General features: G+C 67.2%; 24 protein-coding genes and 4 tRNA genes. 16 read left to right on the forward strand and 12 right to left on the reverse strand.

Going from position 1 to position 23,943, the window contains the following annotated elements:
- The first annotated feature begins 123 nt into the window (after positions 1–123).
- The 6 genes from ACFULV_RS17945 (at position 124) to ACFULV_RS17970 (ending at position 5,753) form a co-directional block, all read left to right on the forward strand.
- A complete protein-coding gene (locus tag ACFULV_RS17945; RefSeq protein WP_378657980.1) occupies positions 124–945 on the forward strand; it encodes an SDR family oxidoreductase in 822 nt (273 codons plus the stop codon).
- 15 nt (positions 946–960) lie between these two features.
- On the forward strand, positions 961–2,175 hold the full coding sequence (locus tag ACFULV_RS17950) for an acyl-CoA dehydrogenase family protein (RefSeq protein ID WP_378657981.1): 1,215 nt from the start codon (positions 961–963) through the stop codon (positions 2,173–2,175).
- A 1-nt stretch (position 2,176) separates the two neighbouring features.
- The gene (locus ACFULV_RS17955; RefSeq protein WP_378657984.1) at positions 2,177–2,959 is read left to right on the forward strand and encodes an SDR family oxidoreductase; all 783 of its coding nucleotides are present in this window, start codon (positions 2,177–2,179) and stop codon (positions 2,957–2,959) included.
- Positions 2,952–3,998, forward strand: a complete 1,047-nt coding sequence (locus ACFULV_RS17960) for a phosphotransferase family protein (protein WP_378657986.1) — start codon at positions 2,952–2,954, stop codon at positions 3,996–3,998. Before ACFULV_RS17955 ends, ACFULV_RS17960 begins: the two co-directional genes overlap by 8 nt.
- A 71-nt stretch (positions 3,999–4,069) precedes the next feature.
- Complete coding sequence (locus tag ACFULV_RS17965; RefSeq protein ID WP_378657989.1) at positions 4,070–5,056, forward strand: NADPH:quinone oxidoreductase family protein; 987 nt, start codon at positions 4,070–4,072, stop codon at positions 5,054–5,056.
- A gap of 7 nt (positions 5,057–5,063) precedes the next feature.
- A complete protein-coding gene (locus ACFULV_RS17970; protein ID WP_378631844.1) occupies positions 5,064–5,753 on the forward strand; it encodes a TetR/AcrR family transcriptional regulator in 690 nt (229 codons plus the stop codon).
- Positions 5,754–5,815: 62 nt separating this feature from the next.
- On the opposite strand, the gene ACFULV_RS17975 is transcribed toward ACFULV_RS17970, so the two are convergent.
- The 5 genes from ACFULV_RS17975 to ACFULV_RS17995 form a co-directional block, all read right to left on the reverse strand.
- A tRNA-Phe gene (locus ACFULV_RS17975) sits at positions 5,816–5,889 on the reverse strand.
- Between the two features lie 30 nt (positions 5,890–5,919).
- Positions 5,920–5,993 (reverse strand) — tRNA-Asp (locus ACFULV_RS17980).
- A 38-nt stretch (positions 5,994–6,031) separates the two neighbouring features.
- A tRNA-Glu gene (locus ACFULV_RS17985) sits at positions 6,032–6,104 on the reverse strand.
- A gap of 91 nt (positions 6,105–6,195) precedes the next feature.
- Positions 6,196–6,867 (reverse strand): TetR family transcriptional regulator, encoded by a 672-nt coding sequence (locus ACFULV_RS17990; protein ID WP_378657991.1) that lies wholly within the window; start codon positions 6,865–6,867, stop codon positions 6,196–6,198.
- A 156-nt stretch (positions 6,868–7,023) separates the two neighbouring features.
- The gene (locus tag ACFULV_RS17995; protein WP_378657994.1) at positions 7,024–7,374 is read right to left on the reverse strand and encodes a hypothetical protein; all 351 of its coding nucleotides are present in this window, start codon (positions 7,372–7,374) and stop codon (positions 7,024–7,026) included.
- A 225-nt stretch (positions 7,375–7,599) separates the two neighbouring features.
- On the opposite strand from ACFULV_RS17995, the gene ACFULV_RS18000 reads away from it, so the two are divergent.
- The 3 genes from ACFULV_RS18000 to ACFULV_RS18010 all read left to right on the forward strand — a co-directional run bounded on the left by ACFULV_RS18000 (position 7,600) and on the right by ACFULV_RS18010 (position 9,597).
- A tRNA-Lys gene (locus ACFULV_RS18000) sits at positions 7,600–7,675 on the forward strand.
- Positions 7,676–7,813: 138 nt separating this feature from the next.
- The gene (locus ACFULV_RS18005) at positions 7,814–8,410 is read left to right on the forward strand and encodes a DUF937 domain-containing protein (protein ID WP_378657997.1); all 597 of its coding nucleotides are present in this window, start codon (positions 7,814–7,816) and stop codon (positions 8,408–8,410) included.
- A gap of 230 nt (positions 8,411–8,640) precedes the next feature.
- Positions 8,641–9,597 (forward strand): acyl-ACP desaturase, encoded by a 957-nt coding sequence (locus tag ACFULV_RS18010; protein ID WP_378631836.1) that lies wholly within the window; start codon positions 8,641–8,643, stop codon positions 9,595–9,597.
- Between the two features lie 91 nt (positions 9,598–9,688).
- On the opposite strand, the gene ACFULV_RS18015 is transcribed toward ACFULV_RS18010, so the two are convergent.
- On the reverse strand, positions 9,689–10,258 hold the full coding sequence (locus tag ACFULV_RS18015; RefSeq protein ID WP_378657999.1) for a hypothetical protein: 570 nt from the start codon (positions 10,256–10,258) through the stop codon (positions 9,689–9,691).
- A gap of 204 nt (positions 10,259–10,462) precedes the next feature.
- Between ACFULV_RS18015 and dusB the strand changes: the two genes are divergently transcribed.
- The 3 genes from dusB to phoU all read left to right on the forward strand — a co-directional run bounded on the left by dusB (position 10,463) and on the right by phoU (position 14,706).
- Positions 10,463–11,617 carry a tRNA dihydrouridine synthase DusB gene (gene dusB / locus ACFULV_RS18020; RefSeq protein WP_378658002.1) on the forward strand — a complete coding sequence of 385 codons (1,155 nt, stop codon included), beginning with the start codon at positions 10,463–10,465 and terminating at the stop codon, positions 11,615–11,617.
- Positions 11,618–11,863: 246 nt separating this feature from the next.
- The gene (locus ACFULV_RS18025; RefSeq protein WP_378631828.1) at positions 11,864–13,951 is read left to right on the forward strand and encodes an LCP family protein; all 2,088 of its coding nucleotides are present in this window, start codon (positions 11,864–11,866) and stop codon (positions 13,949–13,951) included.
- Positions 13,952–14,040: 89 nt separating this feature from the next.
- Positions 14,041–14,706 carry a phosphate signaling complex protein PhoU gene (phoU, locus tag ACFULV_RS18030; RefSeq protein ID WP_378658005.1) on the forward strand — a complete coding sequence of 222 codons (666 nt, stop codon included), beginning with the start codon at positions 14,041–14,043 and terminating at the stop codon, positions 14,704–14,706.
- Between the two features lie 271 nt (positions 14,707–14,977).
- On the opposite strand, the gene pstB is transcribed toward phoU, so the two are convergent.
- The 6 genes from pstB to ACFULV_RS18060 form a co-directional block, all read right to left on the reverse strand.
- The gene (gene pstB, locus ACFULV_RS18035) at positions 14,978–15,754 is read right to left on the reverse strand and encodes a phosphate ABC transporter ATP-binding protein PstB (RefSeq protein ID WP_101464568.1); all 777 of its coding nucleotides are present in this window, start codon (positions 15,752–15,754) and stop codon (positions 14,978–14,980) included.
- A 19-nt stretch (positions 15,755–15,773) separates the two neighbouring features.
- Complete coding sequence (pstA, locus tag ACFULV_RS18040; RefSeq protein WP_378658007.1) at positions 15,774–16,679, reverse strand: phosphate ABC transporter permease PstA; 906 nt, start codon at positions 16,677–16,679, stop codon at positions 15,774–15,776.
- Complete coding sequence (pstC, locus tag ACFULV_RS18045; RefSeq protein ID WP_378631819.1) at positions 16,679–17,656, reverse strand: phosphate ABC transporter permease subunit PstC; 978 nt, start codon at positions 17,654–17,656, stop codon at positions 16,679–16,681. The genes pstA and pstC overlap by 1 nt, the downstream gene beginning before the upstream one ends.
- Positions 17,657–17,747: 91 nt before the next feature.
- Positions 17,748–18,863, reverse strand: a complete 1,116-nt coding sequence (pstS, locus tag ACFULV_RS18050) for a phosphate ABC transporter substrate-binding protein PstS (RefSeq protein ID WP_378658010.1) — start codon at positions 18,861–18,863, stop codon at positions 17,748–17,750.
- A 296-nt stretch (positions 18,864–19,159) separates the two neighbouring features.
- A complete protein-coding gene (mshD, locus tag ACFULV_RS18055) occupies positions 19,160–20,068 on the reverse strand; it encodes a mycothiol synthase (protein ID WP_378658013.1) in 909 nt (302 codons plus the stop codon).
- 21 nt (positions 20,069–20,089) lie between these two features.
- Entirely contained in the window at positions 20,090–20,854 is a 765-nt protein-coding gene (locus tag ACFULV_RS18060) for a response regulator transcription factor (RefSeq protein ID WP_101464573.1), read from the reverse strand.
- Positions 20,855–21,055: 201 nt separating this feature from the next.
- On the opposite strand from ACFULV_RS18060, the gene ACFULV_RS18065 reads away from it, so the two are divergent.
- From ACFULV_RS18065 to ACFULV_RS18080, 4 genes are all read left to right on the forward strand, one after another.
- Complete coding sequence (locus ACFULV_RS18065; RefSeq protein WP_378631811.1) at positions 21,056–21,904, forward strand: LmeA family phospholipid-binding protein; 849 nt, start codon at positions 21,056–21,058, stop codon at positions 21,902–21,904.
- Entirely contained in the window at positions 21,901–22,335 is a 435-nt protein-coding gene (locus tag ACFULV_RS18070) for a thioredoxin family protein (protein WP_378631809.1), read from the forward strand. The genes ACFULV_RS18065 and ACFULV_RS18070 overlap by 4 nt, the downstream gene beginning before the upstream one ends.
- 272 nt (positions 22,336–22,607) lie before the next feature.
- Positions 22,608–23,078: a DUF4395 domain-containing protein gene (locus tag ACFULV_RS18075; protein WP_378658016.1), complete on the forward strand. Its 471-nt coding sequence runs from the start codon at positions 22,608–22,610 to the stop codon at positions 23,076–23,078.
- A 29-nt stretch (positions 23,079–23,107) separates the two neighbouring features.
- Positions 23,108–23,941, forward strand: a complete 834-nt coding sequence (locus ACFULV_RS18080; RefSeq protein ID WP_056818725.1) for a sulfurtransferase — start codon at positions 23,108–23,110, stop codon at positions 23,939–23,941.
- Positions 23,942–23,943: the final 2 nt, after the last annotated feature.

Below are 23,943 nucleotides of genomic sequence, written 5' to 3' on the forward strand. Positions count from 1 at the left end.
TTTACGGCATATTTCCAGCCGGTCACACCGAGCATGCGCTCAGACTTGAAGTTGACGTCAACTTTCAATAGATTCAGGACTGCGGATTCACCGAGCAGCCACTGATCGAACGGAAGGATTCTCATGAGAGTTACCGACAAAGTGGCCATCGTGACCGGTGGCGGCGCGGGCATCGGCGCCGCGCTGGCCGCCGCACTGGCCGCGGCGGGCGCGAAGGTAGTGGTGGCCGACCTCGACGAGCCCGCCGCGCTGGCGGTGTCGGAGCGGATCAACGCCGATCACCCCGGCACTACCGTCGGCGTCGGCGCCGACGCCGCTGTCACCGAGGAGATCCGCGGTCTGATCGCGGTGGCGCAGCAGCACTTCGGGCCCGTCGATCTGTACTTCGCCAACGCGGGCATCGTCGGCGCCGCCGGACTCGACGTCACCGACGACGAGTGGGACCGCTCGCTGGACGTGAACCTGCGCGCCCACATCCGTGCCGCGCGGCTGCTGGTGCCCGAGTGGGTCGAACGCGGTGCGGGCTATTTCGTCAGCACCGCGTCGGCCGCCGGACTGCTCACCCAGATCGGTTCGGCCACCTACTCGGTGAGCAAGCACGCCGCGGTCGGGTTCGCCGAGTGGCTCAGTGTCACCTACGGCGACCAGGGCGTGCGCGTCAGTTGCCTGTGCCCGATGGGTGTCAACACGAAACTGCTGTACGAGGGCCAGAATTCGGGCGAGGAGCTCGGCGCCACGGCGACCCGCGCCGTCGTCTCGGCGGGCGATGTCCTCGAACCCGCCGACGTGGCCGACATCGTGCTCACGGCCGTCGCCGCCGAGGAATTCCTGATCCTGCCCCATCCACAGGTGCTGGACATGTACCGCCACAAAGGCGCCGACTACGACCGCTGGCTGCGCGGCATGCGTCGCTACCAGTCGTCGCTGCTGGCCGAAACCCACTGAGCGAGAGACAAAGCCATGTCACTGTTCGATCTGAGCGATCGCGCGAAGAAGTATTCCGAAGACCTGCTCGACTTCATGGACGCGCACGTCTACCCGGCCGAGGCCGTCTACGAGACGCAGATGCGCGAATCCGGCGACCCCCATTTCCAGCCGCCCGTCCTCGAAGAGCTCAAAGCCGAGGCCAAGCGGCGCGGCCTGTGGAACCTCTTCCACCCACACCCCGGGCGCGGCCCCGGCCTCACCAACCTCGAGTACGCGCCGCTGGCCGAGATCATGGGCCGCAGCCACCTCGCCGCCGAGGCCTGCAACTGCAACGCCCCCGACACCGGCAATATGGAAGTGCTCGAGCTGTTCGGCACCGAGGAGCACAAAGAGAAGTACCTGAAGCCGCTGCTCGACGGCACCATGGCGTCGGCGTTCGCGATGACCGAACCGCGGGTGGCCAGCTCCGACGCCACCAATATCGAACTGTCGATGGTGCGCGACGGCGGCGACTACCTGCTCAACGGCCGAAAGTGGTTCGCCACCAACGCCTTGCACAAGAACTGTCGAGTGATGATCGTGATGGGCAAGACCGATCCCACCGCGGCGCCGCACCGTCAGCAGACCATGATGGTGGTCCCGATCGACGCGCCGGGCGTCACGATCCTGCGCGGGCTGCCGGTCTTCGGCTATCAGGAACGCGAAGGCCACGCCGAGATCGACTTCGCCGACGTGCGCGTGCCCGCCACCGACGTGCTCAAAGGCGAGGGCGAGGGTTTCGCGATCAGCCAGGCCCGGCTCGGACCCGGCCGCATCCACCACTGCATGCGCAGCATCGGGATGGCCGAACGCGCGCTGGAGATGATGTGCAAGCGCGCGCAGGCGCGGGTCACCTTCGGCACGCCCATCGCCGACAACGCCAACATCCAGGACTGGATCGCCGAGTCGCGCATCGAGATCGAGATGATCCGGCTGCTCACGCTCAAGGCCGCGCATCTGATGGACACCGTCGGCAACAAGGCCGCGCGCACCGAGATCGCCGCCATCAAGGTGGCCGCGCCGAACATCGCGCTGAAGGTCGTCGACCGAGCCATTCAGGTACACGGCGCCGGCGGTGTCACCGACGACTTCCCGCTCGCGGCCGCGTGGGCGCACCTGCGCACTCTCCGGCTCGCCGACGGCCCCGACGAAGTCCACAAGCGTGCCATCGCACGGCAGGAACTGCGCAAGTACAAGGAGAGCAACTGATATGACCGGACTGGATCTCACCGGCCGCACCGCCATCGTCACCGGCGCCTCACGGGGCATCGGACTGGCGATCGCCCAGTCGCTGGCCACCGCGGGCGCGAACGTCGTGTTGACCGCGCGCACACAGGAATCCGCTGACGCGGCCGCGGCACAGATCGGCGGCACCGCGATCGGCGTCGGCGCGCACGTCGTGGACGAAGACGCCGCGCGGCGCTGCGTCGAGCTGACCATCGAACGGTTCGGCAGCGTCGACATCCTGGTCAACAACGCGGGCACCAACCCGGCGTTCGGCCCGACGATCGACCAGGATCACGCCCGCTTCGCGAAGATCTTCGACGTGAATCTGTGGGCTCCCGTGCTGTGGACGCAGCTGGTCACCCGCGCGTGGATGGGCGAGCACGGCGGCGCCGTGGTCAACACCACCTCGATCGGCGGCCTGAGTCTCGAGCCGAACATCGGGCTGTACAACGCGTCCAAGGCGGCGCTGATCCACCTGACCAAGCAGTTGGCGATGGAACTGTCGCCGAAGGTGCGCGTCAACGCGATCGCGCCGGGCGTGGTGCGGACCAAGCTGGCCGAAGCGCTGTGGCAGGAGCAGGAACAGGAGCTCGCGGCCTCGACCGCGCTGGACCGGATCGGCGAGCCCGACGACGTCGCCGCCGCGGTGGCCTTCCTGGTCTCCGACGCGGCGAGCTGGATCACCGGCGAAACCATGGTGATCGACGGCGGCCAGCGGCTCGGCGACGTCGCCCCGTTCCGCAGCGGAGCCTCGGTCGGTGCCTGACGCGCACGAGGTGGTCGGCGTCGACCCGGTCGCCATCGGACGATGGTTCGCCGCGATCGGCGTCGAGCACACCGCGCCACTGCGTTTCGACCGGATCGGCCTGGGCCAATCGAACCTGACCTACCTGGTGCGCGACGACGCGGACCGCCGATGGGTGCTGCGCAGGCCGCCGCTGGGGCACCTGCTCGCCTCCGCGCACGATGTGGTGCGCGAGGCCAGGATCATGGCGGCGCTCGAATCCACCGATGTCCCGGCGCCGCGGATTCTCGGTGTCGTCGACGATCCGGCGGTGTCGGAGGTACCGATGGTGCTGATGGAATTCGTCGACGGGCAGGTGGTCGACACCATGGCGATCGTGGAATCGCTGGCCCCACAGCGTCGCCGGGCCATCGCCGAATCACTGCCGCGCACGCTGGCGAAGATCCACGCGGTCGACCTGACCGCCGTCGGCCTCGCCGATCTGGCGAGTCACAAGCCCTACGCCGCCCGCCAGCTCAAACGGTGGGGCGGGCAATGGGAGCAATCCAAGACCCGGGAGCTGCCGGAGCTCGACGAGCTCACCCGCAGGCTGACCGCCGACATCCCGGAGCAGCGGGAGGTGACCCTCGTGCACGGCGACTTCCACCTGCGCAACGTGATCACCAGCCACGACACCGGCGAAGTCGTGGCCGCGCTGGACTGGGAACTGTCCACCCTCGGCGATCCGCTGGCCGACATGGGCAGCCTGCTCGCCTACTGGACCGAACCGGGCGAGAACACCGGCGGCGACTTTCCCGCGTCGGCGCTGCCCGGTTTCCCGAACCGCGCGCAGATGTCGGCGGCCTACCTCGCGCTGACCGGGCGCGACCCGGCCGCCCTGCGCTACTGGCACGCCTTCGGGCTGTGGAAACTCGCCGTCATCGCCGAGGGCGTGCTGCGCCGAGCGCGGGACACGCCGCAGAACAGGGCCGCTGCGGGCACCCCGACCGTCGAACGCATCGACGCGATCGTGCACAAGGCACTCGACCTCACGAGCACATCCGGACAGGAGCAGACATGACACGCACGGCTATCGAGACCGTCGCCGGCCAGGTCGTCTTCGTCGCCGACGGACCGAAGGACTGATCGACGATGAAAGCATGGCAGGTAACCGAACTCGGCGAACCACGGGATGTGCTGCAGTTCAACGACATCGACGATCCGGTCGCCGGACCGGGGCAGGTGCTGGTGCGTGTCCTCGCGGCGCCGGCCAACTTCCCCGACGTGCTGCTGTGTCGTGGGCAGTACCAGGTCAAGCCGCCGCTGCCGTTCACGCCCGGCGTCGAACTGTGCGGTGAGGTGGTGGCGGTCGGCGACGGCGCCGATTTCGCGGTCGGTGACCGGATCGTCGGCACCACGAACCTGCCCGGTGGCGCGTTCGCCGAGCTGGCCATGCTCGATGCCGACAGCGCGTTTCCCGCACCGGACTCCCTCGACGACGCCGAGGCCGCCGCACTGGTCATCGGTTATCAGACGAGCTGGTTCGCCCTGCACCGGCGCACTCGGGTGCAACCCGGCGAGACGCTGCTGGTGCACGCCGCCGCGGGTGGCGTGGGCAGTTCCGCCGTGCAGCTGGGCAAGGCGGCGGGCGCGCGGGTGATCGGTGTCGTCGGCGGGCCGGACAAGGCCGACTACTGCCGCCGCCTCGGCGCCGACCTCGTGATCAACCGGCGCACAGAGGATTTCGTGCCGATCGTCAAGGAGTTCACCGGCGGCCGTGGCGCCGACGTGATCTACGACCCGGTCGGCGGCGACGCCTACGCCAAGTCCACCAAATGCATCGCCTTCGAGGGTCGCATCCTGGTGATCGGCTTCGCGGGCGGCACGATCCCCCAGCCCGCGCTCAACCACGCGCTGATCAAGAACTACTCGATCATCGGCCTGCACTGGGGGCTCTACAAGCAGTACAACCAGCAGGCGATCGCCGACTGCCACGCCGAGCTGTCGCGGCTGGCCGCGGCGGGTGAGGTGAGACCACTGATCAGCGAACGCCTTTCGCTCGGCGACGTCCCCGACGGCCTCGGCCGCCTCGGCGACGGCGACACCGTCGGCAGGCTCGTCTTCCACCCCCGGCTATAAATAGGGCATGGAACGACGTGCGGAGACCGCAGGCGACAGCGCGCCACCCTCGATGGCGCGCACCTCGCTGCTGCGCGAGCTGCCCGCCACGCCGCGCGGGCTGCGAACCAGGACAGCGCTGATCGACGCGGGACGGAAGGTGTTCGAGCGCATGGGGTATCTCGATGCCCGGCTCGTGGACATCACCCAGGAGGCCAAATGCTCCTCGGGCACCTTCTACACCTATTTCGCCGGGAAAGAGGAGATCTTCGCGGCGATCCTGGAGCACGCCCAGGAAGACATGATGCATCCCGGGATGGAGCACGTGACGGGTGACGACGATCCCGTGTCGATCATCGAGGCCAGCAATCTGGCGTACTTCGAGGCCTACAAGCGCAATGCGAAGTTGATGGGACTGCTCGAACAGGTCGCCAATATCGATCCCGAGTTCAGCAAGCTCCGCCAGGAACGGGCCGACGCGTTCATCCGCCGCAACGCCCGCAGCATCGCCGATCTCCAGCAGCGCGGTCTCGCCGATCCCGAACTGGACCCGATGCTGTCCTCACGGGCTCTGTCGGGGATGGTCAGCAGGCTGGCCTTCAACTATTTCGTCACCGGCGACGGGCTCCTCGACGGCAAGCCGCTCCCGATCGAGGAGCTCGTCTTCACGGTGACCCGGCTCTGGGCGAACGCGCTGCGGATGCCGCTGAAGAACTGACCGACCGGCGCGGTCGAACGAAAAAATCCCCTCACCGAGTTGTCTGGTGAGGGGATCGAAGGTGGCCAGAGCCGGGATCGAACCGGCGACCTACCGCTTTTCAGGCGGTCGCTCGTACCAACTGAGCTACCTGGCCGGAAGTACCGGATTGCTCTGGTACTACGTGCGACCCTGACGGGACTCGAACCCGCGACCTCCGCCGTGACAGGGCGGCGCGCTAACCAACTGCGCTACAGGGCCATGCTTCTGCAGTACTGCTAGACACAGTCCGAAGACTGTACCCCCTACGGGATTCGAACCCGCGCTACCGCCTTGAAAGGGCGGCGTCCTAGGCCGCTAGACGAAGGGGGCTCGTTCCGAATCTCTCCGGGGCGGCTTCAACGTTTCCGTTGGGAGCTCGCATAGCTTATGACAGGTGTGCGCAGAGTTCCAAATCGCCTGGTCAGGCGCCCAAACCGAGGTCATCCAGGCGTGCTTGCTCCCGCCAGCCCTCGGTGCGGAAGTTCTGGATCCACAGCGGGGTGGCCATCGCCTCCACGATAACCTCCAGCACCTCGGCGAAGCGGGCGCGCAGGTCGGCGGCGGAGCCGTTGGAGATCGGGTCGACCAGATAGCGCTGGCCTGCCAGCGCCGCGGACAGAGTCCGGGTGAAGCGGTCGGGGTCGGCGTCGGCGCGCAGCTGGCCGTCGTCGATGGCGCGGACCGCGAGCACGCGGGTGGCGCGGCCGACGATGCGCCCGCCGCCGTTGCCGGTGTCGCGATGGAAGTCGGGTTCGATCACGAGGCGGTACTCGGCTTGCACGATGGTGTCGTGCTCCAGGCGAAGGGCGATCTCGTCGACCATGCCGTGCAGCACGTCGAGCGGACCCAGGTCTGCGCGCGCGAGCCAGCGCTCCGCGCAGATCCGGTACCGCTCGACCGCGGTCTCGAGGACCGCGCGCGCCAGGTCTTCCTTGGAGTCGAAGTGGAAGTACATCGCGCCCTTGGTGGCGCGCGAACCTTCCAGAATGCGGTTGAGCGATGCCGCGGCATATCCGCTCTTCCCGAACTCGACGGCCGCGGACTTGATTATCGCCGCGCGTGTCCGGCGCGCCCGCTCTTGCTGCCGTGCCATGCTCGAAACGCCTCCGAACCTTCTCGACGCCGACGGTCGAATACAGACCGTTGGTGCGAATTGTGGTTTTAATTCAAACTTTCGGTATGAAAGACCCGCGGTGCCTCGCACAGCGGCCCCGCCACCAGTGAGAACCGCCTCCTCCTGCGGTAACGACTACCCCTTTGCCGGAGTTCGCGCACCCATCGCGATCACCTCGGCCTGCGATCTGCCGGTGAATTCCCGAAACGCCACACCCTGCACCGGAGCCACGGAAAACGCGGCACCGGTGATTGTTTCGAAATTCACCAGGCGATCACCGTACCCGTATTCGCGAGTCGACACGCGGCGATTGGAGTACCCATCCGAACATCCGATCCGGTTATCCAAACCAGCAAACGAAGCGCAACCGGAATGATTACTTCGGGTACGAATTCCATAGGCGCGCAGCCCGGTTGACCACCGCGCCGGCACCGCCGACGTTCGCCGAACGGTCGCGAGACCGGCGCCCACCTTGGACCTCTCCATCGCTGCTGCACCCCTGCTTGTCGAAAGATGTTGCGATACAACAGTATTCGATGACCATACGCAACCCGTAACGCGAACACCGCTGGGGCACCGGGTGTTTACCGGGAATCGTCGCCCACGTCCACGTTGTTACCGGCCGCCACCAGCGGCGATCAGCCGCCCGCGACTCGACCCGGGGACCACTGTTCGGTCCTTCGGCACAGCGTCCGCTAGACTCCGCTGCGCGCCCCTTTAGCTCAGTTGGTAGAGCTGGTGACTTTTAATCACTAGGTCGTAGGTTCGAGTCCTACAGGGGGCACCACGACTACTACCGTGACCATCGTCACGTGGCGACGCGCCAACCCGCAGACGCCGCCGAAACCAGGGGTTTCGTGCGCGGATTCACCTACCCTGAGCGCGACCCGGGCTTCCGGGCGCCCACTACCTCAGGCGGAGTGAGATGACTTCCTTCGACGATTTGCTCTCCCAAGTACCCATCGCCCAGATCGCCGACCAGCTCGGCGTCGACCAGGCGACCGCCACCACGGCCGTGCAGGCCGCGCTGCCGACGCTGCTCGGCGGCCTCCAGGCCAACGCCGCCCAGCCGCAGGGCGCGGCCGCACTGCTCGGCGCGCTCGACAACCACGGCGGCCTCGTCGAGGGCGAAGGCGCGGTGAATCTGCAGCAGGTGGACGTCGGCGACGGCGAGAAGATCGTCGACAACGTCTTCGGTGACGAGAAGAACACCGTCATCAGCGCGCTCGGCGCGGGCGGCGGAACCGGCGGCAACGACCTCATCGGCAAGCTGCTGCCGATTCTCGCCCCGATCGTGCTCGCCTATCTGGCCAAACAGCTCACCGGCGGTGGCGGCGCCGCAGCACCGGCACCGCAGCAGACGCAGGCCTCCGGCGGCGGTCTCGGCGATCTGCTGGGCGGCCTGCTCGGCGGCAGCAGCAACACCGGCGGGCTCGGCGGCATGATCGGCGACGCCCTGTCGAAGAACGCGGGAGGTGCGCTGGGCAGCGTGCTCGGCGGCCTGCTCGGCGGCAAGCGCTGAGATGTTCATCTACCTGTAGTTAACGTCGCGAGGCCCGCGGCGATAGTCCCTATGCTGCGGGCCGAGCACCTAGACTCGTCAGCACCACCATCGGATCTACTGACGAGTTGTGGCGTTGCTCAACATCGTCGGAAAACCGCTCTGTTGCGTTTCGCATCACACCTACGGTGCCGTAAGGTATGGCCGCATCGCGACGTTCGACCGCAAGCACGACAGCGAAGGGTTTTTACATGGCAAGGGATCTGACTCAACTCGAACTGCTCACGGAGTTGGAGCCGGTTGCCGAGGAAAACGTCAACCGGCACATGTCGCTGGCCAAGGAGTGGCACCCCCACGACTATGTCCCGTGGGACGAGGGCCGCAACTTCGCCGCCATGGGCGGCATCGACTGGGATCCTGAGCAGTCCAAGCTCAGCGAGGTCGCCAAGGCGGCCATGATCACCAACCTGCTCACCGAGGACAATCTGCCGTCCTACCACCGTGAGATCGCCGAGAACTTCTCCCAGGACGGCGCCTGGGGCACCTGGGTGGGTCGCTGGACCGCCGAGGAGAACCGGCACGGCATCGTGATGCGCGATTACCTGGTTGTCACCCGCGGCGTGGACCCGGTCGCCCTCGAAGAGGCCCGGATGATCCACATGACCAACGGCTTCGCCTCCCCCGCCGAGGTCGACGCGGGCTTCCTGCACTCGGTCGCCTACGTGACCTTCCAGGAACTGGCCACCCGCGTGAGCCACCGCAACACCGGCAAGGTCTGTGACGACCCGATCGCCGACCGCATGCTGCAGCGCGTCGCCGCCGACGAGAACCTGCACATGATCTTCTACCGCAACCTCTGCGGCGCGGCGATGGACCTGAGCCCCGACCAGACCATCGAGGCCATCTCGATGATCGTCGAGAACTTCCAGATGCCCGGCGCGGGCATGCCGAACTTCCGTCGCAACGGCGTGCTGATGGCCAAGCACGGCATCTACGACCTGCGTCAGCACCTCGAAGAGGTCGTGCAGCCGGTGCTCAAGAAGTGGAACGTCTTCGACCGCACCGACTTCACCGCGCGTGGCGAGGCTACCCGTGAGCGGCTGGCGGGCTTCCTGGACAAGCTGGGCCAGGACGTGCTGAAGTTCGAGGAGCAGCGCGACAAGATGCTCGCTCGCGAAGCCAAGCGCCGCGAAATGGTCGCAGTTTAGGTTCAACAAAGCGCTGCGCACCTTGATCATCAAGGTGCGCAGCGCTTTTTGTGTGGATGTCTCCCGATGTCCGGCGATCCAGGTTCGCGAACTATTTCATCGGGAGGGCGCCGTCGGCGCTGCCGACGTCGGTGATCTTCCAGTCCTGGCCCGCGTCGACGGTGATGTTGTAGGTGACCGTGTTGCGCAGGCCGTCGGGGTTCTGCGCGTTGGTGGTGCTCACGTCCACGAACGCCGCGACCTTGTAGACCTCGCCCTCGTGTGAGAGCACCTTGGCGGTGATCGGCGTGGCGGTGGAGGTCCACTTCAGCGGGATGATGATCTGCTCGAGCTTCGCGCCGGTGGCATCGAACTTCTTCGACAGCTCGGGCGACGTTCCGGCCTTGAGCTTGGCGACCCAGGCGTCGACGTCCTGGTAGTTCAGGGTCGCCGAGCCGACCGAGTAGTCGAGGGCGATCTGTTCGGCCTTCGCGTCGTCGGCGGCCTGCTCCTTCATGTCGGAGATCTCGGAACGGGCCGAGCCGAGCAGCACGCCGAGCACCAGCGCGAGAATCGCGAGGACGGCGATCACGGCACCGCCCACCAGCGACGAGACGCGCACGGCGACCGTGCCCTTGTCGGGCGTGGCAGGGGTTTTCGTCAGGTCGGTGGCGTCTTCCATGGGGGTCTTCTCCGATTACGTGGGGACAGCGCACCGCCGGAGGCGACGATGCCAGCAGAGTAAGGCTACTGACGTCGCGGACCTGTTCCGGACACGGCGTAGCAGGTAAACGGTGTCATCTCGGTCGCAGTGGCGGCGATGACCCGCGGATAAGCAGCAGGACGCGAGATCGATCACATCGGGGCGGATGAGACAATCGTGTGCGTGACTACCACGCTGCCCCAGGCGCCCACCGCGCTGCGGATCGGGCCCTACCCGGTCGATCCGCCGGTTGTGCTCGCGCCGATGGCGGGCATCACCAACCGTGCCTTCCGCAGGCTGTGCCGGGAGTTCGGTAGCGCGACCTCGATCTACGTGTGCGAGATGATCACCGCCCGCGCGGTGGTCGAGCGCAACGAGAAGACGCTGCACATGATGTCGTTCGACGCCGACGAACATCCGCGCTCGATGCAGCTCTACGGGGTGGATCCCAAGACGCTCGGCGAGGCCGTGCGGATCATCGTCGGCGAGGGCTGGGCCGACCACATCGACCTCAACCTGGGCTGCCCCGTCCGCAAGGTGACCAAGCTCGGCGGCGGTTCGGCGCTGCCGTACAAGCGCAGGCTGTTCGCCAATATCGTCCGTGAGATGGTGGCCGCGGCCGAACCGGCCGGCGTTCCGGTGACCTTCAAGTTCCGCATCGGCATCGACGACGACCACCACACCTACCTCGACACCGGCCGCATCGCCGAGGCCGAGGGCGCCGCCGCCGTGGCGCTGCACGCGCGCACCGCGGCCCAGCTCTACTCGGGCGCGGCCGACTGGTCGGCCATCGCCCGGCTCAAGGAAGCCGTCACCTCCATCCCGGTTCTCGGCAACGGCGACATCTTCACCGCCGACGACGCCCTGCGGATGATGGACGAGACCGGCTGCGACGGCGTGGTCGTCGGTCGCGGCTGCCTCGGCCGGCCGTGGCTGTTCGCCGAACTCAGCGCGGCCCTGCGCGGCGAACCGATCCCGGAGGGGCCGACGCTCGGTCGCGTCGGAGAGATCCTGGTGCGCCACGCCACCCTGCTCACCGAGCACGACGGTGAGGACAAGGCCATGCGCGATATCCGCAAGCACATGGCCTGGTACCTGATGGGTTTCCCGGTCGGCTCGCAGCTGCGGCGCAGCTTCGCCACCGTGTCGAAGCTGTCGCAGATCGAGGACCTGGTCGGGCAGCTCGACCCGGCCGTGCCGTTCCCCACCGACGCGCTCGGGCCGCGCGGACGGCAGGGCTCGCCGCAGACCAAGGTGGTGCTTCCGGAGGGCTGGCTCGACGACCCGGAGGACGACACCGTCCCGGCCGCGGCCGATGTGATGCACAGCGGCGGCTGACCAGCCACCGATAACGGGTCGACATCAATTCGTAAGCCGCTGCGGTTTCCTCCGAACACACTGTCTCGAGCAGGGCTTTTCGTCGGCGATTCGAGCTTCGCAATCAAATCGTCAGCGATTCCCGTGTGCACTGGAGTGGCCTCTCGTGGCGGAATCGTTATCATTGCGGGATCGTTCGACTCTGGTTCGAATCGGAGCCGGGCGGTGACGCGCAGGCTGCGCCAGATAGAGAAGTGAGGTTCGTTGGTGGGTGACGATCGGCGCGGGCGTACGCCCCGGCCTGGAAATCGCGCCCCCTGGGAGCGATACCCGACGGCCGAACCCACCGAGCAACCGGAAAACGGCTCGCGACGTTCGCGTCACGCCGACGCGACGCCGGACGCCGGTTCCGCGCCGCTGACGGTGGCCGACCTGGTGAACCGGGTCGACAGCGAACGCACCAGGCGCGGCAGACGCGTTCCACCCGCCGAGAGCGCCGAGCCCGCGTCGCGCGCGGGCCGCCGCGCCCGCGAACAGGCACCGCGCCCCACCCCACGTCCCGACATCGCCCCCCGCACCGACGGCTCCCCCGTCGTCGACGACATCGCGGGCAATCCACCCCATCGCGCCGAATCCCCCGCCGACCGCACCGCGACCACCGCGCTGCCCGCCCAGTCGAAGGAGCCGGTACGCACCGCCGTCCCGGCCCGGCGGGTGGGCGGTCCGGTCGATCCGCCCACCGACATCCTGCCCACGGTGAACCCCGCCGCCGAGCCCGAGCGCGCCCGGCCGGTCAAATCCGCGTCCGCGGCACCGCCACGTCGCCCGGACGGCCGTGCGGGCACAGGAGAGCGCCGCAACAAGCAGGCCCGGATGGCGGGGCGCGTCACGCTCACGTTCGTCGCGGTGCTCACGCTGGTGATCACCGGCGGCGGCTGGAGCTACCTCCAAGCCACCAACAGCAGCTTCACCCAGGTCGACGCACTCGGCGGCGGCGCCACCGGCGACGTGCTCGACGGTGATATGCAGCTGGGCGACGAGAACTACCTCATCGTCGGCACCGACACCAGAGCTGGCGTCAACGCCGACATGGGCGCGGGCTCCGCCGCCGACACCGAGGGCGCCCGCGCCGACACGGCGATGCTGGTGCACATCCCGAAGAACCGTTCGCGTGTGGTGGTCGTGTCGTTCCCGCGCGACCTGGACGTCTCCCGTCCGGTGTGCTCGGAGTGGGACAACGACACGGCCACCTATACCGACCAGAAACTCCCGTCGGCCATGAGCGACAAGCTCAATGCCGTCTACGCCCGCGGCGGGCCCAAGTGCCTGGTCGACGTGATTCGCAAGATGTCGGGCCTGACCATCGGCCACTTCATCGGCATCGACTTCGCCGGTTTCGAGGCCATGGTCGATCAGATCGGTGGCGTCGAGGTGTGCTCGACCAAGCCGATCATCGACGGCGTCCTCGGCCCGGTGCTCGAGACCTCGGGCAAGCAGCGGGTCAACGGTGAGACCGCGCTCAACTATGTGCGCGCCAGGCACGTGGTCGGTGAGGAACGCAGCGACTATGACCGGATCAACCGCCAGCAGCGCTTCCTCGCGTCGCTGTTACGTGGGGCGTTGTCGAGCAAGGTGCTCTTCGATCCGGGCAAGCTCAACGGGTTCATCCAGGCGTTCACCGCCCATACCTTCGTCGACAAGGTGACGCCCCAGGACCTGCTGCTGCTCGGCCGTTCCCTGCAGAAGATGGACGCGGGCGCGGTGACGTTCCTGACCATCCCGACGGCGGGCACCACCTCCTACGGCAACGAGATTCCGCGCGAATCCGACATCAAGGCCATCTTCCGCGCCGTCATCGACGACCAGCCGCTGCCCGGTGAGACCAAGGCCCCCGAGGTACAGAGTTCGGCCCCGTCGCCGGCCCCTGCCGCGCCCAAGCAGTACGCGGTGGCCCCGAGCACGATGTCGCTGCTGGTGTCCAACGGTTCGGGCACGGTGGGCGCGGCCAAGACGGTCGCCTCCAAGCTCAGCTACCAGGGCTTCGGGATCTACAACACCGGCAACTACTCCGGTGGTACCGCGTCGACCTCGACGATCCGCTACGCCGCGGGTCTGGAAGCCGAGGCAGCCACCGTGGCGAGCGCGATCCCGGGCGCGGTCCTGGAGCAGGCCAACGAGCTGGGCAGCATCATCGAAGTGGTGGTCGGCACCGATTTCGCGGGCACGGTCCGCACGGCGACACCGGTCGGCACCGAACTGCCGTCCGTGCCGATGGGGCAGCCGCACAGCGCGGCCCCGGTCGCACTGCCCTCCGACCTGGAGCACATGAACGCCGCCGACGACACCTGCAAGTAAGCCAGCCGCTGACCTGCCACGACACTGCCACGTGGCATTAACCCAGCGTTGGGTGACAGGGGTCCGGGTACCCACTAGGGTCTGCAATCATGCGTGTCATCTACAACGAGCAAATGGCCGACCTCGCCAACCTCCTTGGTGAGATGGCCGGTCTCGCTGGCCAGGCCATGGAACAGGCCACCCAGTCACTGCTGCAGGCCGACCTGGGTCTGGCCGAGCAGGTCATCGGTGAGCAGGACCGGATCTCGGTGATGATCACCGAGGCCGAGGAGAAGGCCTTCGCGCTGCTCGCACTGCAGGCCCCCGTCGCGGGCGACCTGCGCCAGGTCGTCAGCGCGATCCAGATCGTGGGCGACGTCAACCGGATGGGCGCGCTCGCGCTGCACGTCGCCAAGGTGACCCGCCGCCGCCACCCCGCTCACGCCCTGCCCGAGTCGGTCAACGGCTACTTCGCCGAGATGGGCCGCATCGCGGTCAACATGGGCGCGGGCGCCAAAGAGGTACTCGAGTCCCGCGACCCCGAGCGCGCCGCCCAGCTCAACCAGGACGACGAAGCGATGGACGACCTCCACCGCCACCTGTTCACCCTCCTGATGGACCGGGACTGGAAGTACGGCGTGGCCGCCGCGGTGGACGTCACCCTGCTGGGCCGCTACTACGAGCGCTTCGCCGACCACGCCGTGGAGATCGGCCGTCGCGTGATCTTCCTGGTAACGGGCGTCCTGCCCGGCGACGAGGACCTCGAGACCAGCTGAGAACCGCGAGTCGGCCCCCGCTCACCGCGGGGGCTTTTTCGTGTCGGCCGCACAACGAAAAGCGGCTCGAGTTGCTTGCCCCGCAAGCTGCGGCTGCGCCAACAGCGCCGTGCGATGCGTATCACGTTGGCGACGTTCAGTACGAGGGCGCGACGAAGTGGTTGTGCTATTCATACGACCCGGGCTCGTACGGATGGATCATTGCTTGATAGTGATTCGCACAAAGCCCCGCACTCCTTTCAGAAGGAGTGCGGGGCTTTGCCTGTGCTCTTTAACCGAAGCGGCCGGAGATGTAGTCCTCGGTGGCGCGCTGGGTGGGGTTGGAGAAGATCTTCTCGGTGTCGTCGATCTCGATCAGCTTGCCGGGCTTGCCCTGGGCCTCGAGGTTGAAGAAACCGGTCTGGTCGCTCACCCGGGCGGCCTGCTGCATGTTGTGGGTGACGATGACGATCGTGAACTCTTTCTTGAGCTCGGTGATCAGGTCCTCGATCGCCAGGGTGGAGATCGGGTCCAGCGCCGAACACGGCTCGTCCATCAGCAGGACGTCGGGCGAGACCGCGATGGCGCGGGCGATGCACAGACGCTGCTGCTGACCACCGGAGAGGCTGCCACCGGGCTTGTCGAGGCGGTCCTTGACCTCGTTCCAGAGGTTGGCGCCCTTGAGCGAGCGCTCGGCGACCTCGTCGAGTTCCTTCTTGTTGCGCACGCCCTGCAGCTTGAGCCCGGCCACCACATTGTCGCGAATCGACATGGTGGGGAACGGGTTCGGGCGCTGGAACACCATGCCGATGGTGCGACGCACGCCGACCGGGTCGATCGAGGAGCTGTAGATGTCCTCGCCGTCGAGCAGCACGGCACCTTCGACGCGGGCGTTCGGGGTCACCTCGTGCATGCGGTTGAGCGAGCGCAGCACGGTGGACTTGCCACAGCCGGAGGGACCGATGAAGGCGGTGACGCTGCGCGGCAGCACGGTCAGTTCCACATTCGCCACGGCGTGGAAGCTGCCGTAATAGATGTTGAGATCTTTGACGTCGATCCGCTTGGCCATCTGAGTATTCCGTTCGCTTCTATCGGTTCCGGGTGAGCAGCTTGTTGACGCCGGCGGCAGCCAGGTACAGCAGGGCGATCATGAGGATCAGCGTGAACGCCGCACCCCAGACACGTTCGCGGCCGGCAGCCTCCGGGTTGGCCAGCTCTTGGTAGATCAACAGCGGCAGCGAGGCCATGTTGCCGTCGAAGATGTTCTGGTTGATCGACTTGCTGTAGCCGACCAGCACGAGCACCGGCGCGGTCTCACCCATGACGCGGGCCACGGCGAGCAGGATGCCGGAGATCATGCCGGGCGCCGCCGTGGGGACGACGATCCGCAAGATGGTCTTCCACTTCGGCACACCGAGCGCGTAGGAAGCCTCGCGCAGCTCGTCGGGCACCAGCTTCAACATTTCCTCGGTGCTGCGCACCACCACCGGCAGCATCAGCAGCACCAGCGCCAGCGAGACGGCGAAGGAGCTCTGCGGCATGCCGAAAGTGGCGATCCAGAGCGCGAAGATGAACAGCGCGGCGACGATCGAGGGCACACCGGCCAGGATGTCGACCATGAACGTCGTCACCTTGGCGAGCCGACCGCGACCGTATTCGACGAGGTATACCGCGGCCATGATGCCCAGCGGCACCGCGATGACAGAGGCGACCAGCGACTGCACAATCGTGCCGTAGATCGCGTGGTAGACGCCGCCGCCGGTCTGATCCGGCAGGATGCCCTTCTGCGAGTTCATCCACCAGTCAGCGGACGCGACCGCGGTGATGCCCTTGGTGACCACCAGGCCGAGCACCCACACCAGCGGGATCAGCGCGATGACGAAGCACAGCGTGACCAGGCCGGTGGCGACGTTGTTCTTGATCCGCCGGGCGGTACTGACCTCACGAAAGGTCCGAGCCTTTACCGGCTTGTCGAGGGTCGTTGTGGTGGTCATCAGCCGTTCACCTTTCCACCGGAGGCCAGGCGGGCCAGTGCGTTGACGACGAAGGTCAGCGCGAAGAGGACGAAGCCCGCGGCGATATAGGCGCCGGTCGGCAGCGGGGCGCTGAATTCCGAAGCAGCCGAGGCGATCTTGGAGGCGAAGGTGTAGCCGCCGTCGAACAGCGACCAGGTGCCGGGCACCGAAGCCGTCCGCAGCACGACGAGGACGGCGATCGTCTCGCCGAGCGCACGGCCGAGACCGAGCATGGAACCGGCGATCACACCGCTGCGGCCGTACGGCAGGACAGTCATGCGAACGACTTCCCACTTGGTCGCGCCGAGCGCCTGCGCTGCCTCGATGTGCGCGCGCGGAGTCAGCGAGAACACTTCACGAGACACCGAGGTGATGATCGGCAGGATCATGACAGCGAGCACGACGCCGGCGGTGAAGATCGTGCCGCCACCGCTGATCGAGATTCCGCCTTCGGTGTGGGAGAACAGGAAGAACCAGCCGAGGTTCTCGTTCAGGAATTCCTGGACCGGCACGATCTTGGGTGCCAGCACCAGGAAGCCCCACAGACCGAACACGATGGACGGCACCGCCGCGAGCAGGTCGACCAGCATCGTGAGCGGCTTACCCAGCCGCGACGGCGCGTAATGCGTCAGGAACAGCGCGATACCGACACCGATCGGCACCGCGACGACGAGCGCGAACACCGAGCTCAGCACCGTGACCATGAACAGGTCGCGGATACCGAAGCGCAGGTTGTTCGCGTCACCGGTCGAGAATTCGGTACTGGTGAAGAAGTTGACCTCGTCAGCCCTGATCGAGGGAACCGCGCGGATCAGCAGGAACAGCGCGATCAACGCGATGGCGGCGACGATCGTCGCGCCGGCCGCGGTGGCCGTCCACCGGAAGATCGTCTCGGCGTTCAGGCGGCCGGTACGACCCCCGTCAGGGGCCTTGTCGATTTTCGGTTCGGTCGGCATATTCGCAGTATCTCCGGCCGCCCGTGGGCTCGTCGAATTCGACGAGCCCACTGCGGTCACCTCAGGGTGCATGGTCATGGCCAGGATGCGATCAGGAAATGGCGTTGATCGCGGTGGTCAGCTTGGTCTTGAACGCGTCGGGCAGCGGCACGTAGCCCGCCTCGGTCAGACCGGACTGGCCGTTGGTGACGGCCGAGGTCAGGAACGCCTTGACGGCCTTGCTGGTCTCGGCGTCGGCGTACTTGGAGCACACGATCTCGTAGGTGGCCATGACGATCGGGTACGAGCCGGCGGCGGTCGGCTTGTAGAACGAGCTGGTGTCGAGGACGAGGTCGTTGCCCTCACCCTTGATCTTCACGCCGTCGATGGCCTTGGCGGCCGACTCGGCCGACAACTTGACCGGGTCCTTGCTCGCGGAGGTGATGATCTGCGAGATGGACAGGTTCTGTGCCTTGGCGAAGGACCACTCGTTGTAGGTGATCGAGTTCTTGGTGCTCTTGATGGCGGCCGAGGTGCCCTCGTTGCCCTTGGCGCCTTCGCCGACGCCACCGTTGAAGGTCTTGCCGCCGCCCTTGCCCCACGCGCCGTCGGAGGCCGCGTCGAGGTAGAGCTGGAAGTTGTCGGTGGTGCCCGACTCGTCGGAGCGGAAGATCACGGCGATCTTCTCCGAGGGGAGCTTGGCGTTGGGGTTGAGCGCCTTGATCTCGGGGGCATCCCAGGTGGCGACGGAGCCGTTGAACACCTTGGCGGCGGTCGGGCCGTCGAGCACCAGGTCGGTGACGCCGTCGACGTTGTAGGTGATGGCGATCGGGCCGAAGACGGTCGGCAGGTTCCACGCGGGGGCGCCACAACGCTCCGCGGCCTTGGCCGGCTCTTCCTTCTTGGAGCTCAGCGCCGAGTCGGAGCCACCGAAATCGGTCTGGGCGCCGAGGAACTCGTTGACGCCGGCGCCCGAGCCACTCGAGGTGTAGTTCAGGGTGTAGCCGTCGCAGTTGTTCTCGTAGGCCGCGACGAAACGCTCCATGGCGTTCTTCTGCGAGGAGGCACCGGACGCCTTGAGCGCCTTCTTGCCACCACAGGCAACGCTGGTGTTGGCGGCATTGCTGGCATCGCCACTGGTGGTGTTGTCGTCACTGCCACAGGCGGCCAGGGTCATGGCGCCCACGGCGAAGACGCCGACCAGGGCACTGGTGCGCTTGAAGTTCACTTTTCCTCCGACAATGCTGGGTGTCTCACTCGGTCCCTCACCGGCCCGAGCGAGGCTGGCCGGTGCTCGCTATTCCCGAGGAATGCGCGCACCAGGCGACGACTGTGCCGCCCAGAAGTAACCTAAGGTCGTCCGGTTGACAGTTGGCCCGATGTGGGTTAACGGAGAATGAACAGCCCGGCGCGATCAATGCCGCGAATGTGACGTTAGCCCCAGTTTTACTCGCGCTTACCCGGTCATCCGCGCAATATTCTCCTCGCGCACCAGAATTCACCTCGAATGTGAGGTGACTCGCATCAGGGCAGGGAGTACGCGATGTCGATGTGAGCGGGCGCGAATCCGAGCTTGGTGTAGGTGTTCACGGCGGCGGTGTTGTCGGCCTCGGTGTAGAGCAGGACCTCCGTGGAGCCGGCCGCGCGCAGGTGTCGCAGACCGGCCAGGGTGAGCAGTCTGCCCAGGCCACGCCCCTGCGCGGACGGGTCGACCCCGACCACGTACACCTCACCGGCGGGAGCGGCGTCCGGGTGCTGTTTGGTCCAGTGGAAACCGAGCAGGCGGTTCGGGTCCGCGGCGTCGAACGCCAGGAACAGACCAGCCGGTTCGAACCAGGACTCGGCCCGACGAGCGGCGATATCGCGCTCGGTCCAGCCGCCCTGTTCGGGGTGCCAGGCGAATGCCGCGTTGTTCACCCGCAGGATCTCGAGGTCGTCGACGGGGCCCGCGTAGGTGCGCAGGATGAGATCTCGCGGAAGCTCGAGTTCCGGTAGCTCCGGGGTTGCCAGCGAGCGGCGCATCTGCCACAGCTCGCGAGCCGTGACCAGTCCGAGTCCGGTCGCCAGCGCTGTGGCGGCGGGCAGGTCACCGTGCGCCCAGACCCTGGCGCCCGTGCCACCCTCGCCCAGTGCGGCACGGACCAGGTCGGCGCCGATGCCGGCGCCACGTGCGGCGGGGTCGACGGCGACCTCGGCCATCGCGGGATGTTCGTCATGTGCCGCAACGAGATTCGCGTAGCCCACCACCTCGCCCGCGCGGATCGCCAGCAGATGCCGGGTCGACGGATCGGCTTCGCCGAGGGACAGCACCGCCTGCTCCGAGACCGGGGCGACACCGTCGGCGGCAGCCGCGCGGTCGAGCAGTGCGCGCACCTTGTTCGCGGTGTCGGGCTCGATCCGATCGGTCCAGGTGAGGGTTGCTGTGTCCGGCATCGCCATCTCCTCGGTGCGCTGCTACTGCGCGGTGCCGTTGAGCGGGGCGAAGGAGTCGTCGCCGTCGATGTCCTCGTCGACGAAGGTCACCGCGGGTTCCCCCTTGGCCGTGGCCGTCCGGGCCGGGCGCACCGCCTTGTAGCCGACGTTGCGCACGGTCCCGATCAGCGACTCGTACTCGGTGCCGAGCTTGGCGCGCAGGCGCCGCACGTGCACGTCGACGGTGCGGGTACCACCGAAGAAGTCGTAGCCCCAGACCTCCTGCAGCAGCTGGGCGCGCGTGAACACCCGGCCCGCGTGCTGCGCGAGGTACTTGAGCAGCTCGAATTCCTTGTAGGTGAGGTCGAGCGGGCGGCCACGCAGGCGCGCGGTGTAGGTGCCCTCGTCGATCACCAGCTCACCCAGGGTGATCTTGCCGGTGTTCTCCGGGCTGGCGACCCCACCGTTGCGGCCGACGAGCAGCCGCAGGCGCGCGTCGAGCTCGGCGGGGCCGGTCCCGGGCAGCAGGATGTCGTCCAGGCCCCAATCCGCGTTGACGGCCACCAGGCCGCCCTCGGTCAGGACCGCGACCACCGGAACAGAGGACCCGGTGCTGCCGAGCAGCCGGCACAGGCCGCGCGCGGCGGCCAGGTCGGTTCTGGCATCGACCAGCGCGACATCGGCGCTACTCGCCTCCAGCAAGGACGACACCTCGGTCGGCGCGGGCCGGACGTTGTGCGCCAGCAGCGTCAACGACGGCAGGACCGCGTCGGGGTTGGGGTCGGAGGTCAGTAGGAGCAGCTCCATGGGGCTCTCCTCCTATCTCGTTGCTCCGCGGACGACAGCAGCCGCGTAGCTACGTCGCCGAAACACAGGTTAAGTCGTGTGCAACATTAGCGCCTCTACAGCCACTACCTCGCAACACGGCGTCCGTTTTGTGTTCTTCGCCCTCGCCTCGGTGGGACCAGGGGCCCGCGACCCCCGGCGCCAGCCGCTAGTGTCAGAGCCATGCGCAAGCTGATCATCGGGCTTCTCTGCCTGGCCGGTTTGGCGGTGGTCATCGATTTCGGCGCCGCCGCCTATTCGGAGTACCACGTCTCCCGTCAACTGCGGGCGGGCGCGGATCTGTCCGCCGACCCGGAAGTCACGTTCCACGGGTTCCCGTTCGCCGCCCAGGCGATGAGCGGCCGCTACGACGACGTGACGATCCGTGCCCGCGCCGTGCGGCCCGACATCCCCGGCGAGGTCGGCATCGAGGCCAAGCTGCAGGGCTTGCACGCCACGGCCAGCGAGTTGCTCGACGGTGCGGCGCGCACGGCGCAGGTCGACCGGATCGACGCGTTGATGCGTTTCGAGCCCACCGAGCTCGGCAAACTCTTCGGCATCCCGGACCTGCAGGTCCACACCCCGCCGGCCGACAAGTCCGACGGCACGGGCGGCTCCGGCGGGTCGGGAATGACCACCGCGGGCGTCCTCGTCCTCAAGGGCACCCTGCCGACCGCGGCGAACGGCCGCGTCCTGCCCGCCGGTGTCACCCCGTCCAGTTCCGCGACCCGCGTGCCGGTGCAGATCCAGGCCGACCTGCTGCTCGAGGGCGACAAGGTCCGTATCCAGGCGACCGGTTTCTACACCGACACCACCAGCACGGTCGACACCACCGCCGCGGTCAAGACCGATTCGAAGATCCCCGAAACCGATCACGCCGCGGTGCTCGCCCGCTTCAGCCGTACGATCGATATCAAGGAGTTGCCGTTCGGTGTCGCACCGACCGAGGTGTCGGCGCTCGGCGGCCAGATCGTCGTCGAGGGTGTCGGCCGCAACGTCACCATCGACCTGGACCGATTGCAGCAACCATGATCGAGATCGTCATCCTGGCCGCCGTCATCGCGGCCGCCGTCGCGGTCGGTTTCTACCTGTCGCGCAGGCAGGGACAGGTTCGTCCCGCCACCCTCGACCCCGAGACCCAGCAGCGCGCCCGCCTGCTCGACGCCGCCGGCGTGACCGGTGCGGCCCCCGCGGTGCTGCACTTCTCCGCCGACTGGTGCGGCCCGTGTGACGCGGTCCGCCGGGTCGTCGCCGGCGTCACCGCCGACCTGTCGGAGTCCCCGAATGCCCCGCGCGACATCGAGATCGACATCGACGCCGATCCCGCGCTGGCCCGCGAGCTCAATGTCCTCTCGCTGCCGACGACCTTCGTCTTCGACGCCGAGGGCAAGGAGCGCTTCCGCATCTCCGGCGTCCCCAAGGCGGGCGACCTGCGCACCGCCCTCGAGCCCCTGACGGTGTGATCCAGCCCCATATCCGGGGGGGCCGAGACATTCTCCGGTATGACCGGGTAAACTACTTCTCGTGCAAACCGACCACGAGCTGATGCTCACCCGACGCCGCACAGTTGATCTGTGTCGCCTCGGTGGTTGTTGCTGCCTGTGCTGCTGAACGATCGGCTTTTTCTCTCCCGAGATTTCTGACGTCGATCTATGCCCGCCGTGCGAGTGATCCTCTAGATCCCCCGGTGACCAGGCAGATCCCCCTGACTTACACAAGCCCAGGAGTTCGCACAATGACCCGTTCCTCTGAATCTCCCCCTCGCGTCGATGTCCGCGGGCCGCGTTTCGTGGCCTGGATCACCACCGGCGTGCTGGTTCTCGTGCTTCTCGTCAGCGCCTTCTCGACCGCCGCGGCCGCGATCCTGATCGGCCTGCAGGCCGTCGTCTTCGCGATCGGCGCGATCAGTGGCCCCGCCAAGCACCCTTACGGCCGGATCTACGCCGCGTTCGTCGCGCCGCGCAATGGTCCGCCCACCGAGACCGAGCCCGTGCCGCCGCTGCGTTTCGCGCAAGCGCTCGGCTTCGTGTTCGCCGGTCTCTCCCTGCTGGGCTTCGCGCTCGGCTCCCCGATCGTCGGCGCGGTGTTCGCCGGCTTCGCCCTGTTCGCGGCGTTCTTGAACGCGGCGTTCGGGGTCTGCCTGGGCTGCCAGATCTATCCGCTGGTAGCTCGCTTCCGCCGGTCACCAGCCCCGGCACCGAACTGACCCCCTTGCACGTCTCTGAAAGGAACAACATGGCTCGCTCCGATGTCCTGGTCTCCGTTGACTGGGCCGAAGAGAACCTCAACGCCCCCGGCGTCGTCTTCGTCGAGGTCGACGAGGACACCTCCGCCTACGAGGGTGGCCACATCGAAGGCGCCATCCGCCTTGACTGGAAGACCGACCTGCAGGATCAGGTCCGTCGCGACTTCGTGAACCAGGAGCAGTTCTCCGACCTGCTCTCGGCGCGTGGCATCGGCAACGACGACACCGTGGTGCTCTACGGCGGCAACAACAACTGGTTCGCGGCCTACGCCTACTGGTACTTCAAGCTGTACGGCCACAACGACGTCAAGCTGCTCGACGGCGGCCGTAAGAAATGGGAGCTCGACGGTCGTCCGCTCTCGCGTGACGCGGTCTCGCGCCCGGCCACCCAGTACAAGGCCGCCGCTCCCGACCTGAGCATCCGCGCCTTCCGTGACGAGGTCATCGCGGCCATCGGCACCAAGAACCTGGTCGACGTGCGCAGCCCCGACGAGTTCTCGGGCAAGATCCTCGCCCCCGCGCACCTGCCGCAGGAGCAGAGCCAGCGTCCCGGCCACATCCCGGGCGCGATCAACGTGCCGTGGAGCAAGGCCGCGAACGAGGACGGCACCTTCCGCAGCGACGCCGACCTGGCCGAGCTGTACAAGGACGCGGGCCTGGACGGCGAGAAGGAGACCATCGCCTACTGCCGCATCGGCGAGCGTTCCTCGCACACCTGGTTCGTGCTGCAGGAGCTGCTCGGCCACCAGAACGTCAAGAACTACGACGGCAGCTGGACCGAATACGGTTCCCTCGTCGGAGCGCCTATCGAGTTGGGAGCGTAATC

It is taken from the genome of Nocardia sp. NPDC057272, from assembly GCF_042668615.1.
Classification (GTDB): Bacteria; Actinomycetota; Actinomycetes; order Mycobacteriales; family Mycobacteriaceae; genus Nocardia.

Excerpts from the sequence above, each read along its gene's own strand:
- ACFULV_RS18015 (WP_378657999.1), bottom strand. The coding sequence starts at position 10,258 with ATGGAAGACGCCACCGACCTGACGAAAACCCCTGCCACGCCCGACAAG.
- ACFULV_RS17965 (WP_378657989.1), top strand. The coding sequence starts at position 4,070 with ATGAAAGCATGGCAGGTAACCGAACTCGGCGAACCACGGGATGTGCTG.
- ACFULV_RS18065 (WP_378631811.1), top strand. The coding sequence starts at position 21,056 with ATGCGCAAGCTGATCATCGGGCTTCTCTGCCTGGCCGGTTTGGCGGTG.
- ACFULV_RS18080 (WP_056818725.1), top strand. The coding sequence starts at position 23,108 with ATGGCTCGCTCCGATGTCCTGGTCTCCGTTGACTGGGCCGAAGAGAAC.
- phoU (WP_378658005.1), top strand. The coding sequence starts at position 14,041 with ATGCGTGTCATCTACAACGAGCAAATGGCCGACCTCGCCAACCTCCTT.
- pstA (WP_378658007.1), bottom strand. The coding sequence starts at position 16,679 with ATGACCACCACAACGACCCTCGACAAGCCGGTAAAGGCTCGGACCTTT.
- ACFULV_RS17995 (WP_378657994.1), bottom strand. The coding sequence starts at position 7,374 with ATGGAGAGGTCCAAGGTGGGCGCCGGTCTCGCGACCGTTCGGCGAACG.
- ACFULV_RS18075 (WP_378658016.1), top strand. The coding sequence starts at position 22,608 with ATGACCCGTTCCTCTGAATCTCCCCCTCGCGTCGATGTCCGCGGGCCG.
- ACFULV_RS17970 (WP_378631844.1), top strand. The coding sequence starts at position 5,064 with ATGGAACGACGTGCGGAGACCGCAGGCGACAGCGCGCCACCCTCGATG.
- ACFULV_RS18005 (WP_378657997.1), top strand. The coding sequence starts at position 7,814 with ATGACTTCCTTCGACGATTTGCTCTCCCAAGTACCCATCGCCCAGATC.
- ACFULV_RS18070 (WP_378631809.1), top strand. The coding sequence starts at position 21,901 with ATGATCGAGATCGTCATCCTGGCCGCCGTCATCGCGGCCGCCGTCGCG.
- ACFULV_RS17955 (WP_378657984.1), top strand. The coding sequence starts at position 2,177 with ATGACCGGACTGGATCTCACCGGCCGCACCGCCATCGTCACCGGCGCC.
- ACFULV_RS18060 (WP_101464573.1), bottom strand. The coding sequence starts at position 20,854 with ATGGAGCTGCTCCTACTGACCTCCGACCCCAACCCCGACGCGGTCCTG.
- mshD (WP_378658013.1), bottom strand. The coding sequence starts at position 20,068 with ATGCCGGACACAGCAACCCTCACCTGGACCGATCGGATCGAGCCCGAC.
- ACFULV_RS17945 (WP_378657980.1), top strand. The coding sequence starts at position 124 with ATGAGAGTTACCGACAAAGTGGCCATCGTGACCGGTGGCGGCGCGGGC.
- ACFULV_RS17950 (WP_378657981.1), top strand. The coding sequence starts at position 961 with ATGTCACTGTTCGATCTGAGCGATCGCGCGAAGAAGTATTCCGAAGAC.
- ACFULV_RS17990 (WP_378657991.1), bottom strand. The coding sequence starts at position 6,867 with ATGGCACGGCAGCAAGAGCGGGCGCGCCGGACACGCGCGGCGATAATC.
- ACFULV_RS18010 (WP_378631836.1), top strand. The coding sequence starts at position 8,641 with ATGGCAAGGGATCTGACTCAACTCGAACTGCTCACGGAGTTGGAGCCG.
- pstC (WP_378631819.1), bottom strand. The coding sequence starts at position 17,656 with ATGCCGACCGAACCGAAAATCGACAAGGCCCCTGACGGGGGTCGTACC.
- pstB (WP_101464568.1), bottom strand. The coding sequence starts at position 15,754 with ATGGCCAAGCGGATCGACGTCAAAGATCTCAACATCTATTACGGCAGC.